Consider the following 12,325-nt stretch of genomic DNA (forward strand, 5'->3'; position numbering starts at 1 on the left):
GACTACTTCGTGTGCTTGCGTTTGGCCGGCGGGTGGCCGGGTTCGCGCCATTCGTCGGCTTCGTCGTTGAAGAGCGACGACACCAGCGCGCGGAACCACCGGCTGCGCGCGTCGTTGTGGAATTTGCGATGCCAGTGCTGCTTGAGGTCGAAGCTGGGGAGTTCCAGCGGGGGCTCCATCGCGCGGATGTTGGCGTGCGATTGCATGAACGACAGCCCCACCGCGTGCGGCACCGTCGCAATCAGATCGGTGCGCGCAAGAATGAACGGTATGCTCATGTAGTGCGGCGTGAGCAGCGTGGGCGTGCGCCGAATGCGCTTGCGCTCGAGGAAGCGTTCGTACAGCTCCTGGCTGCGTCCTTCTGCGCGCACCACGGCGTGACCGTATTCCAGGAACTGCGCCATCGTCAGCTTCGTGTTGCCGCCACGCGTGACGGGGTGGTCGGCCCGCACGATGCACGTGAAGTAGTGCGTGAACATGCGCTGCTGGAAGAAGTTGTTCTTCTTCAGGTCGGGGAAATAGCCCAGGGCGAGGTCCAGCGAGCCGGTCTCGAGCGCCCGCTCGATCTGCGCCGGCGGCAGCGATACCGACTGGACCGCCGCCCGCGGCGCCGCGCGTGCCATCGCTTCGACGATGCGCGGCAAAAACACCATCTCGCCTACATCGGAGAGCGCGATCGAAAAGAGATGGGTGGTCGTTGCCGGGTCGAACGCGCCGGTGTCGAGGATGCCCTGCTGCACGCGTGCGAGCACATCGCGCGCGGCGGGGATGAGCGCCATCGCACGCGGCGTGGGCTCCATGCCGCGCGACGTGCGCACGAACAGCGGGTCATCGAATGCCGTGCGCAGTTTGGCAAGCGCCGTGCTCACGCCCGGCTGGCTCATGCCGAGTTGCTGCGCGGCCATGCTGACGCTGCGGGCGTCGTGCAACGCCAGCAGGATCGGCAGCAGGTTCAGGTCGAAAGCGGGCAGGGCGGACATGGCAGCACCACTATCTGGATGGGCGATAGAGTGTATCCGCACTATCCGGTTATGCGATATGGAAAGCGTGCCGGGATGATTCCGGTCGAGCGTGCCGGCCGGCATGGCGCGACAACGCGTGGCCCGACGATGCGCGTGCATAGGCAGCAAGCTGGGTCACCGCAACCCTACGTCAAGCGGAGGCAGGGCCTAGACCAAACGTTGGCGCGGGTTTCATCGCCACGCCAGACTCGCGGGTGTATAGTCGGACAGCAGTCGACGTTCAAGAAGGGGGCACTCGAGATGGACACTTCGCCGGCGGGCCAATACAAAGGCTTCGACATTTATCCGTTGGCTTTCCAACATGAACGCACGGCACGCTGGCCCGAGGCCAGGGAAGACCGCAGCTACAACGCAGCCGTGATGATCTGTCGGGCGGGGGAGTCGCCCGAGCCAGGGCAGACCCAGGTGTTCCGCCTGTCGGGGGACCAGCAGTTCACCAACATCGGCGACGCCCGTGTGGCGGCGCTGCGCTTTGCCGAAAGCATCATCGATGGCGACGTGCCGGACCTGTCGCTTGCCGCGGGAAGCACCTGAAGCGACGCCCCCGCCCGTGATAGAATAATGGGCGAATCCGGCCCGCCGCCGCGCCTGCCGTGGCCGGTGGCAGCCGAATCCAGCACCGGGGATTACCCCGCGCCGAGCCGGGCGGCGCGCATCTGCAACCGCCACCCATTCTTCGCTCTCGCTTGCACCACACGGCGCGCGCCAATGGCGGGCGCGATTTGTGTTTCGTGCAATTCGGTACCCCCCAGGCCCGCTGTCCGGGCAGATGATCGCGGCGATACGCTGTGCACCCGTGGGTGTGAAGCGGGATTCGGGTGGGTCATCACATCATTGCAACCATCGGCGCAGCTGCGTGCTGCATACAAAGGAACGAGTTTGGCCAAGGAAGAACTGATTGAATTTGAAGGGGTGGTGTCTGAAGCACTGCCCGATAATCGTTTTCGCGTGCAACTGGAAAACGGCGTGGAGATCTGGGCCTACGCATCGGGCAAGATGCAGAAGCACCGCATTCGCATTCTCGCGGGCGACCGCGTGAAGCTGGAGATGTCGCCGTACGACCTCACCAAAGGTCGCATCAACTATCGGCACAAGTAACGGCTGGCAAGCCGTCAAGACGCTCGCCAGACGGGCGTTTCGAAGGAGCCGCGCCTCCGCTGGGAGCGCGGCTTTTTTATTGTTGTTGCGTAAGCAGCGTTAAATTTCGTTGATCTGCTCATAACTTCCGGTATCATGCCGTCTGTCTGCTGACGGGGGGTGTGTAGTTGGCAGCGCTCTGAAGCGCGGGCTTGCCGGGATCGGCGGGTTGCGTCCTGCCCCGGTGGGGCGCCACGCGCATCAGTTTCCAATAAGCGCAAGGTCCGCCGAGTGATCGGCCGGACTCCTAATCGCGCGTTCATGCGCCGACCGGGCGTCGTCTGACGCTGAGAGCCGTTCGGTGTTCAGTGTGTCAATCAGGTCACATCGGAAAGGGATACCGCACAGGTAGGACGGCGCTCGTCTACCACATCTGGGCGTCATGTTTGCGTCCGAGGGAACATAAAACACATGTTGGAAACCACAGCAGCACAGAAGGCGGCGCGTATGAGCCTGCGCGCCAAGGTGGGCCTGGTGGCGGCGGCAGCGCTGGCCGGCCTGGGGATGCAGTCGGCGCTGGCGCAGGCTACGCGCCCGAAGGCTCCCATCTACGGCGTCACCCTCGATGACGTCACCAACATCAACGCGATCGTGGCATCGCTCACGCACCTTCCGTACAAGCCGACGGTACGCGTGGTGTTCGACCCGGGCACCTCGGCGGCCGACTATTACGCGCCGCTGGTCAAGCTCCATCAAGTGGCCTACGTCATGGGCGAAGTGATGGATTCGTACTATTTTCCTGTCGACTCCAGCACCTACAGCGCACGCACCAAGGAATTGGTGAGCACACTGAAGAACGTGGTCGATGTGTGGGAAATCGCCAACGAGATCAACGGCGAATGGCTGCGCGCCAACCCGAGCGGCCCCACGGCGACGGCCACGGCGCAGGAGCAGGCAATCGGCCAGATGGTCGGCAATGCGTACGACATCGTGAAGGGCGCGGGCGGCCTCGTCTCGGTGACGATGTACTACAACGACGACGGCAAGGGCACTAACTGCTACGAGTTGCCGATGGATTCGTGGCGCACCTGGGCGACGAACTTCCTGCCGGCCCGTGTGCGGCAGGGCACCGATTACGCGCTGTTCAGCTATTACCCGTACCAGGACTGCCCGGGGCTGAAGCCGACGTGGACGAGCGACTTCAAGCTGCTGGAGAGCATCTTCCCGGCGGCAAAGGTCGGCTTCGGCGAGATCGGCACGTCGAGCACCTCGGCGCCGACGTCGGTGCAGCAAAGCCTGCTCAAGTCGTACTACCCGATGGGCACCACCACGATGGCGGCGGATCCGCGCTTCATCGGTGGCTACTTCTGGTGGAATTACGTCGAGCAGATGCTGCCGTACACAACGAGCTCGTACTGGAGCCTGCTGAACAACACCATCAAGCCGCTGGCGGCGCCGCAATAGTCGCCACGGCAACCTGTATCCAAAAGGGGGATATACGGGACCCGGGTCGATGTCTGGCCCGGCAATAAAAAACCCGCGTCGGCCTGTGCTGACGCGGGTTTTTTTCTGGCGCGCCGGATCAGCCGCGCGAGGCGAGATACGCGCGGAACTCGTCGGCGACTTCCTTGTGCTTGAGCGCCAGTTCGACCGTGGCCTTCAGGTAGCCCAGCTTGCTGCCGCAGTCGTAGCGCACGCCCTTGTAGCGGTAGGCCAGGACCTGCTCGGCCGACAGCAGCGATTGGATCGCGTCCGTCAGCTGCAGTTCGCCGCCGGCGCCGGGCTTGAGATTGCGGATGTGGTCAAAGATGCGCGGCGTGAGGATATAGCGGCCCACCACGCCCAGGTTGGACGGCGCGTTCTCGGGCGCCGGCTTCTCAACGATGCCCGACATCTTGATCACGCTGCCGTCTTCTTCCCACGGGCGGCCATCGACCACACCGTACGAACGGCTCTGCTCGCGGTCGATCTCTTCCACGCCGATCACCGAGCAGTTGTAGTGGTCGTACAGGTCGACCATCTGCTTCATGACGGGCGGGGTGCCGTCGAGCAAGTCGTCGGCCAGGATGACGGCGAAGGGCGTGTCGCCGACGAGCTTCTCGGCGCATTGCACGGCATGGCCCAGGCCCAGCGCTTCGGGCTGGCGCACGTAGAAGCAATCGACATGCGACGGCTTGATCGAGCGCACGACCTCCAGCAGGGCGGTCTTCTGCTTGGCTTCGAGCTCGGCTTCGAGTTCGTAGGCCTTGTCGAAGTGGTCTTCAATGGCGCGCTTGCTGCGGCCCGTGACGAAGATCATCTCGGTGATGCCGGCAGCCATGGCTTCCTCCACGGCGTACTGGATCAGCGGCTTGTCCACCACCGGCAGCATTTCCTTCGGACTGGCCTTGGTGGCCGGCAGAAAGCGGGTGCCGAGGCCAGCAACAGGGAAGACGGCTTTGGTGACACGTTGCATCGTGGTTTCCTTGACGACGTTTGATTCTGACCCGACGGCTCAGGCGGCCTGCACGGGCAGGCGTGCAATCTGGGCTTCCAGTTTGGCGAGCGTGGCTTTGAAATCCGCCAGACGCTTCTGTTCTTGTTCCACCACCGCCGCCGGCGCGCGCGCGACGAACGATTCGTTGCCGAGCTTGCCCTCGCACTTGGCGATCTCCCCGCGCAGGCGGTCGATTTCCTTGGACAGGCGCGCGTGTTCGGCCGCGACGTCGATCTCGACCTTCAGCAGCAGCTTGTTCTCGCCGACGATGGCGACCGGAGCGCCGGCGCCGTCCTGCTCCATGGCCGCGGCGTCCGTGTAGACCTTCACTTCCGACAGCTTGCCGAGCGCCTGCACGTAGGGGGCGGCGGCCTGCAGGAACTCGGCCTCGCCGTTGGCGTACAGCGGCACGCGCTGCGCGGGGGAGATGTTCATCTCGCCGCGCAGGTTGCGGCACGCATCGACCAGGGCCTTCAGCTGCTGCACCCATTGCTCGGCCTGCTCGTCGATCTTGCTGAGCACGGCGCGCGGGTACGCCTGCAGTGCCAGGCTTTCGGTGCCGTCGCCTTTGGCGCGGCCGGCCATCGGCGCGACCTTCTGCCAGAGCTCTTCCGTGATGAACGGGATGATCGGGTGGGCCAGGCGCAGCACGGTTTCGAGCACGCGCAGGAGCGTGCGGCGGGTGGCGCGCTGCTGCGCGGGCGTTCCGGTCTGGATCTGCACCTTGGCGAGTTCGAGGTACCAGTCGCAGTATTCGTCCCAGACGAACTTGTAGATGGCGTTGGCGATGTTGTCGAAGCGGTAGTCGGCAAAGCCTTTTTCCACTTCGGTTTCCACGCGCTGCAGCAGCGAGACGATCCAGCGGTCGGCCTGCGAGAAGTGCAGGTAGCCTTCCGGGCCGCAGTCACCGACGCATTCCTGCATGCCGCAGTCCTGGCCTTCGGTGTTCATCAGCACGAAGCGCGTGGCATTCCACAGCTTGTTGCAGAAGTTGCGGTAGCCCTCGCAGCGGCTCGGGTCGAAGTTGATGCTGCGCCCCAGCGTGGCGAGCGACGCGAAGGTGAAGCGCAGCGCGTCGGCGCCAAACGCCGGAATGCCTTCGGGGAATTCCTTGCGCGTGCGGGCTTCCACCTTGGGCGCGTCCTTCGGGCGGCGCAGGCCGGTGGTGCGCTTGGCCAGCAGCGGCTCCAGCGCGATGCCGTCGATCAGGTCCACCGGGTCCAGCGTATTGCCCTCGGACTTGCTCATCTTCTTGCCTTCCGAATCGCGTACGAGGCCGTGCACGTAGACGGTGTGGAAGGGCACTTCGCCGGTGAAGTGCAGGGTCATCATGACCATGCGCGCCACCCAGAAGAAGATGATGTCGTAACCGGTGACGAGCACGGTGGACGGCAGGAAGTGCTTCAGTTCCGGCGTATCGGCCGGCCAGCCCAGCGACGAGAACGGCACGAGCGCCGACGAGAACCACGTGTCGAGCACGTCGTCGTCACGCTTGAGCGCGCCGGTGTAGCCCTTTGCCGCAGCTTGCGCGCGCGCCTCTTCTTCGGTGCGGCCGACGTACACGTTGCCCGCGTCGTCGTACCACGCCGGAATCTGGTGGCCCCACCACAGCTGGCGCGAGATGCACCAGTCCTGGATGTTGTTCAGCCACTGGTTGTACGTGTTGACCCACTGCTCCGGCACCAGCTTGATCTTGCCGCTCTGCACCGCGTCCAGCGCCACTTCAGCAATGGAGCGGCCGGGGAAGCGCGTGCCTTCCGGCGCCGGCTTGCTCATGGCGACGAACCATTGGTCGGTCAGCATCGGCTCGATCACGACGCCGGTCCGGTCGCCGCGCGGCACCATCAGCGTGTGTTTCTTCACCTCGGCCAGCAGGCCTTGCGCTTCGAGGTCCGCGACGATCTTCTTGCGTGCATCGAAGCGGTCCATGCCGGCATAGGCGGCCGGGGCGTCGGCGACGATCTTCGCGTCCAGCGTCAGGATCGACAACTGCGGCAGCTTGTGACGCTGGCCGACCGCGTAATCGTTGAAATCGTGGCCCGGCGTGACCTTCACCACCCCGGTGCCGAATTCGCGGTCGACGTATTCGTCGGCAATCACCGGAATCTTGCGATCGGTCAGCGGCAGGTGGACGAACTTGCCGATCAGGTGGGCGTAGCGCTCATCGTCGGGATGCACCATCACCGCCGTGTCGCCGAGCATCGTCTCCGGACGCGTGGTGGCGACCGTCAGGTGCGTCAGGCCGCGAACCGTATCCGCCTCGACCAGCGGATAACGGATGTGCCAGAGCGAGCCTTCCTCCTCCTCGCTCACCACCTCCAGGTCGGAGACGGCGGTGCCGAGCACCGGGTCCCAGTTGACCAGGCGCTTGCCGCGGTAGATCAGGCCCTGCTCATACAGGCGCACGAAGACGTCGGTGACGGCGCGCGACATCTTCGGGTCCATCGTGAAGTATTCGCGCTCCCAGTCGATCGAGGCCCCCATGCGGCGCACCTGGCGGGTGATGGTCGAGCCCGATTGCTCCTTCCATTCCCACACCTTTTCGACGAACTTCTCGCGGCCCATGTCGTGGCGCGATACGCCCTGGGCATCCAGCTGGCGTTCGACGACGATCTGCGTGGCGATGCCCGCGTGGTCGGTGCCCGGTACCCACAGCGTGTTGGCGCCCGACATGCGCGCGTGGCGCGTCAGGCCGTCCATGATGGTCTGGTTGAACGCGTGGCCCATGTGCAGCGTGCCCGTCACGTTCGGCGGCGGCAGCTGGATGCAGAAATCCGGCTTGCCGGCTTCAAGCGTCGCACGGGAGACGCCCATCGCTTCCCACGCTGCGCTCCACTTCTGTTCGATGGTGGCGGGTTCGAAACTCTTGGCGAGGGCTTGGTTTTGATCGGTCATGCTGACAGGGGGCGCAAAAAGCGGCGCAAAGAGACGTTTGGCCCAGGAAAATGGCGGGCGAAAGCCTTGAATTATACGGCCTGTCCGCGTTGCGCACGGGCTGGAGGCCCCCACCCCTCGCTATAATTCCGGGATTCCGCAAAGGCTCCTCCGCATGTCCGACCTGCTCGCCAACCTGAACCCCGAACAACGCGCCGCCGTCACACTTCCCGATGAGTCGGCGCTGATCCTGGCGGGGGCGGGCAGCGGCAAGACCCGCGTGCTGACGACCCGCATCGCGTGGCTGATCCAGAGTGCGCGGGTGTCGCCGTCGGGTGTGCTGGCCGTCACCTTTACCAACAAGGCTGCCAAGGAAATGACGGCCCGTCTTCAGGCCATGCTGCCGATCAACACGCGCGGCATGTGGATCGGCACGTTTCACGGCCTGTGCAACCGGTTGCTGCGCGCCCACTACCGTGATGCCGGTCTGCCGCAGACGTTCCAGATCCTTGACACGCAGGACCAGCTTTCCGCCGTCAAGCGCCTGCTCAAGTCGCTCAATATCGACGACGAGAAATTCCCGCCCAAGAACGTCCAGTACTTCATCAACGGGGCCAAGGAGCAGGGCTTGCGTGCGGGCGATCTGGAAATCGCCAACGAATTCGACCGGCGCATGGCCGACCTGTACGCCGCCTACGATGCGCAATGCCAGCGCGAAGGCGTGGTCGATTTTGCCGAACTCCTGCTGCGCTGCTACGAACTGCTGCGCTACAACGACGCCATCCGCGCGCACTACCAGCGCCGCTTCAAGCACATCCTGGTCGACGAGTTCCAGGATACGAACAAGCTGCAATATGCCTGGTTGAAGCTCCTGGCCGGCCTGGGCGAGCCGGGCGTCACGCCCAACGCCATCTTCGCCGTGGGTGACGATGACCAGAGCATCTACGCGTTTCGCGGTGCCAATGTCGGGAACATGGTCGACTTCGAGCGCGAATTCCGTGTGCAGCACCGCATCAAGCTGGAGCAGAACTACCGCTCGCACGGCAACATCCTCGATACGGCCAACCACCTCATCGCCCACAACTCGCGCCGCCTCGGCAAGAACCTGCGCACCGACGCCGGCCATGGCGAGCCCGTGCGCGTCTACCAGGCCGCCACGGATGGACAGGAAGCCGGCTGGATCGTCGATGAGATCCGCGACCGCATCGCCAGCGGCATGGCGCGTTCCGAGATCGCCATCCTGTATCGCAGCAATGCGCAATCGCGCGTGATCGAGCATGCGCTGTTCTCGGCCGGCATCCCGTACAAGGTGTACGGCGGTCTGCGCTTTTTCGAGCGGGCCGAGATCAAGCACGCGCTGGCGTACCTGCAGTTGCTGGAAAACCCGGACAACGACGCGGCGTTCGGCCGTGTAGTGAATTTTCCGGCACGCGGGATCGGGGCGCGGTCGCTCGAACAGCTTCAGGATGCAGCCAGGCTGTACGGCATTTCGCTGGCGGCGTCGGTGCCGTACCTGACGGGTGCGGCGGGCACCAAGCTGGCCGCGTTCGTGCGCCTGATCGAGCAGATGCGCGCCGATACGCGGCAGATGACGTTGCCCGAGGTCGTCCAGCACGTGATCCACGCGAGCGGCCTGATCCCGCATTACCAGGGCGAGAAGGAAGGGCTGGACCGCATCGAGAACCTGCAGGAACTCGTCACGGCGGCCCGGGCCTTCGTGGCCGAGGAAGGCTACGGCGTGGACGCCATCGCGACGGCTTTGCCGGTGCGCCACGACGCGATGCTGCGCATCGAAGGCGGAGAGAGCGATACCGCCTCGGAGCTCGTCACCGACGAAGCGCCGGCCGAGATGACGCCGCTGGTGGCATTCCTCACGCACGCGTCGCTCGAGGCCGGCGACAACCAGGCGCAGGCCGGCCAGGACGCCGTGCAACTCATGACCGTGCACGCGGCCAAGGGGCTCGAGTTCCACGTCGTGTTCATCACCGGGCTCGAAGAGGGCTTGTTCCCGCACGAGAACAGCCAGATGGAGATGGACGGCCTGGAAGAAGAGCGCCGCCTGATGTACGTGGCGATTACGCGGGCGCGCGAACGGCTGTACCTGTCGTTTGCGCAAAGCCGCGTGCTGCACGGACAGATCCGCTACCACATCCGTTCACGCTTCTTCGACGAGTTGCCCGAGGAAACGCTGAAATGGCTTACGCCGCAGCATGCGGGATACCAGGCCACGCGCCGCGTGACGGCCGAATCGGCCTGGGGCAAGGACTGGTTCAAGCGCCCGGAACGCGGCGATGAAGAGGCTTATACCGGCACGCGCCCGACCGGCGGCATGGACACCGGCAAGAACTACGCCGACGCCAAGCGTGCGGAGGCCACGGGCTTCCGCGTCGGCCAGTCAGTGTTTCACAACAAGTTCGGGGAAGGCGTCATCACGACGCTGGAAGGCGAGGGCGCCGAGGCGCGCGCCCACATCAAGTTCAACCGCCATGGCGTGAAGGTGCTGGCGCTGGGCATCGCCAAGCTGGACCCGATCAACTGAACATCGAACGGGCCGGGGGGGTATCGTCAGACCGCCGTATCGGTCGTCTGGCCGGCCGCTTGCGTGACGTTGAAGCAGCCACGGTAGGTCGCGTAGAACGAGCAGTACAGAATCGCCATCACCAGAATCCGGTACGGGGTTGCGATGAGCGGCGCAATGTTGTTGGCACCGCTCGATGCAAACAGGGCATCGATGAAGAGCGGCACGGCGATCAGCAGAATCGCCACCAGCACGCCGTACACGATGAACGCCCCCCGGTTGCGCCATACGGCCATCCAGCTGAAGAACAGTGCCTTGCCGACCGGGATGCCGTGCCATGCCACCAGCAGCGGCGCAAACCAGAACAGCACCGCCACCGGGATGTACAGCACCGAGCCCATCACCATGGCCAGGTAGAACTCGCGGATGGCGTCGGGGGAAAGCGGCTTGTCGCTGAGCACGGTCATCAGCGTGTCGACATCGACCATCGTCATCAGCACGCCGCTGACGACCAGCAACAGCACGCCATAGATGCCGCCCAGCTTGAGCAGGCTGCGCATCGCATCCATGCCATACGACCGGAAGCCCGCAATGAGCGAGGCCGGGCCGACCCGCTTGCCAGCGACCGTGTCGCGGCACGCCGACATGAACCCCACAAAGATGGCGGGGTTGACCAGCAGGATGGCGAACACGCCTGCCGGCGGTACCAGCAGCATCAGCAGGTTGGCGGCAAACAGGTACATGAACAGCAGCAGCAAAAAGCCGATCGGGTTCTTGCGGAACAGCCACGCGCCCTGGCGCAGCCACACGTAGCCTTGCTTGGCCGGTACTTCGATCAGTTGCATGGTTGGGGTAGATTCAGAATCAGGCCGTGGGCCCGGACGCGTTCGCGCAGCACGCGCTCGAAGTGGGTCGGATCATGCGGCTTGAGCAGTTCAGCATCGCGCGGCAGATAGAAATCCCACAGGCGCGAGACCCAGAAGCGATACGCCGCGGCGCGCAGCATGTCCTGCCAGTGTCGTGCCTCGGCAGCGGTGAACGGGCGTACGGCGTGGTACGCCTGGAGCATGGCGCGTGCCCGCGCGGTATCCAGCACGCCGGTGGCCAGGTCGATGCACCAGTCGTTGACCGTGACGGCGACGTCGAACAGCCATTTGTCGACGCCGGCGAAGTAAAAGTCGAAAAAGCCGCCCAGGCGTTCCGGCTCACCGTCTTGCGCCGGCTCGAACAGCACGTTGTCGCGGAACAGATCGCAATGGCACGGGCCTTCGGGCAGCGCAGCGTAGTCGGCGCTGGCGAAGAAGCGTTGCTGGTGCGCGAGTTCGCTCTCGAGCAGCGCCCGTGTGTCGCCATGCACGAACGGCGCCACGTCGGGCACCACCTCGTTCCACCATGGCAGGCTGCGCAGGTTAGGCTGATGACGCGGATAGTCGCGCCCGGCCAGGTGCATGCGCGCCAGCATGTCGCCGACGATGGCGCATTCCGACACCGTCGGCGCGAGGTTCGAGCGGCCCGAGAGGCGCGTCACCATGGTTGCCGGTTTGCCATTGAGCGTGCGCAGGATCTCGCCGTCGCGGCCTGGAATCGGCGCCGGCACGCTGATGCCGTGCTGTGCCAGATGCTGCATCAGGTACAGATAGAACGGTAGCTGCTCGAATGTCAGCCGCTCGAACAGGGTGACGACGTATTCATGCGTCTGCCCGTCCTTTTCCGTGGTCAGGAAGAAGTTGGAGTTTTCGATCCCGGAGGGAATGCCGCGAAACGCGCGCACGGCGCCCACATCGTATTGATCCAGCCAGAGAGCGATCTCGGCGTCGGAGACCGGGGTGAAAACAGCCATGCTTCAGGAAGAGGAGACGGGTGGAGGAGAATGCGCGGCAAGCCGATGTTGCCGCGCTGGTGCGCCTCTCAGGCGCAGCCATTCAGAACTTCAGGACATTCACCGAGGGCACGCGGTCGACGCTGCCGCGTTCACGGATGCGCGGCGAGCTGTCTTCGGGCTTGCTCATGTTGTACGACGTACCCATGCCCGACTTGACGTGGATGTCCGGCGCCTGGCCTTTCTGGAAGCGGTATTCCTCGACCTGCGTACCGTCGTTGTCGCGGTAGTCGAAGCTGGGCTTGACGGTCTCGTGATGGATCGCGCCCTGGGTCGGCTTGGCAATCGGCTGATTGTTGATCGCCTTGACGTCGGGGAGGTCCAGGCCGGCGCTGTCGGAAGTCACCTCGGCGTGCGCCGGCAGGGCGAGGCAGATGGCCGCGCCCGCGAGCAGCCCTGCGTGGCGCATCAGGCGCGCAATATTGGCGGGGCGGAGGGCGGCGGGCAGGTGAAACAGCGAATCCATGATGGACTCCGGC

The 12,325-nt window shown here is 64.7% G+C and carries 10 protein-coding genes; 4 read left to right on the forward strand and 6 right to left on the reverse strand.

Annotated elements, in window-relative coordinates:
* Nucleotides 1–2: 2 nt before the first annotated feature.
* Nucleotides 3–980 (reverse strand): LysR family transcriptional regulator, encoded by a 978-nt coding sequence (locus KHN96_RS10535; RefSeq protein ID WP_045787358.1) that lies wholly within the window; start codon nucleotides 978–980, stop codon nucleotides 3–5.
* A gap of 282 nt (nucleotides 981–1,262) precedes the next feature.
* Here KHN96_RS10535 and KHN96_RS10540 point away from each other — a divergent pair, with 282 nt between their 5' ends.
* The 3 genes from KHN96_RS10540 to KHN96_RS10550 all read left to right on the forward strand — a co-directional run bounded on the left by KHN96_RS10540 (nucleotide 1,263) and on the right by KHN96_RS10550 (nucleotide 3,563).
* The gene (locus tag KHN96_RS10540; protein ID WP_045787357.1) at nucleotides 1,263–1,556 is read left to right on the forward strand and encodes a hypothetical protein; all 294 of its coding nucleotides are present in this window, start codon (nucleotides 1,263–1,265) and stop codon (nucleotides 1,554–1,556) included.
* Nucleotides 1,557–1,901: 345 nt separating this feature from the next.
* Nucleotides 1,902–2,120 carry a translation initiation factor IF-1 gene (gene infA, locus KHN96_RS10545; protein ID WP_004631109.1) on the forward strand — a complete coding sequence of 73 codons (219 nt, stop codon included), beginning with the start codon at nucleotides 1,902–1,904 and terminating at the stop codon, nucleotides 2,118–2,120.
* 450 nt (nucleotides 2,121–2,570) lie between these two features.
* Nucleotides 2,571–3,563 (forward strand): hypothetical protein, encoded by a 993-nt coding sequence (locus tag KHN96_RS10550; protein WP_045787356.1) that lies wholly within the window; start codon nucleotides 2,571–2,573, stop codon nucleotides 3,561–3,563.
* 118 nt (nucleotides 3,564–3,681) lie between these two features.
* Here KHN96_RS10550 and galU read toward each other — a convergent pair whose 3' ends face one another.
* Together galU and KHN96_RS10560 are read right to left on the reverse strand one after the other, a co-directional pair.
* Nucleotides 3,682–4,554 (reverse strand): UTP--glucose-1-phosphate uridylyltransferase GalU, encoded by an 873-nt coding sequence (galU, locus tag KHN96_RS10555; RefSeq protein ID WP_045787355.1) that lies wholly within the window; start codon nucleotides 4,552–4,554, stop codon nucleotides 3,682–3,684.
* Between the two features lie 39 nt (nucleotides 4,555–4,593).
* Nucleotides 4,594–7,470: a valine--tRNA ligase gene (locus KHN96_RS10560; RefSeq protein WP_045787354.1), complete on the reverse strand. Its 2,877-nt coding sequence runs from the start codon at nucleotides 7,468–7,470 to the stop codon at nucleotides 4,594–4,596.
* Nucleotides 7,471–7,624: 154 nt separating this feature from the next.
* On the opposite strand from KHN96_RS10560, the gene KHN96_RS10565 reads away from it, so the two are divergent.
* Nucleotides 7,625–9,988 (forward strand): UvrD-helicase domain-containing protein, encoded by a 2,364-nt coding sequence (locus KHN96_RS10565; RefSeq protein ID WP_045787353.1) that lies wholly within the window; start codon nucleotides 7,625–7,627, stop codon nucleotides 9,986–9,988.
* 26 nt (nucleotides 9,989–10,014) lie between these two features.
* Here the strand turns inward: KHN96_RS10565 and KHN96_RS10570 are convergent, their stop codons facing one another.
* The 3 genes from KHN96_RS10570 to KHN96_RS10580 form a co-directional block, all read right to left on the reverse strand.
* Complete coding sequence (locus KHN96_RS10570) at nucleotides 10,015–10,812, reverse strand: BPSS1780 family membrane protein (protein WP_045787352.1); 798 nt, start codon at nucleotides 10,810–10,812, stop codon at nucleotides 10,015–10,017.
* Nucleotides 10,803–11,807, reverse strand: coding sequence for a homoserine kinase (locus KHN96_RS10575; protein WP_045787351.1), 1,005 nt, complete (start codon nucleotides 11,805–11,807; stop codon nucleotides 10,803–10,805). Before KHN96_RS10575 ends, KHN96_RS10570 begins: the two co-directional genes overlap by 10 nt.
* 82 nt (nucleotides 11,808–11,889) lie before the next feature.
* Complete coding sequence (locus KHN96_RS10580; RefSeq protein ID WP_045787350.1) at nucleotides 11,890–12,312, reverse strand: hypothetical protein; 423 nt, start codon at nucleotides 12,310–12,312, stop codon at nucleotides 11,890–11,892.
* Between the last annotated feature and the right edge of the window lie 13 nt (nucleotides 12,313–12,325).

The organism is Ralstonia mannitolilytica, from assembly GCF_905397375.1.
GTDB lineage: Bacteria > Pseudomonadota > Gammaproteobacteria > Burkholderiales > Burkholderiaceae > Ralstonia > Ralstonia mannitolilytica.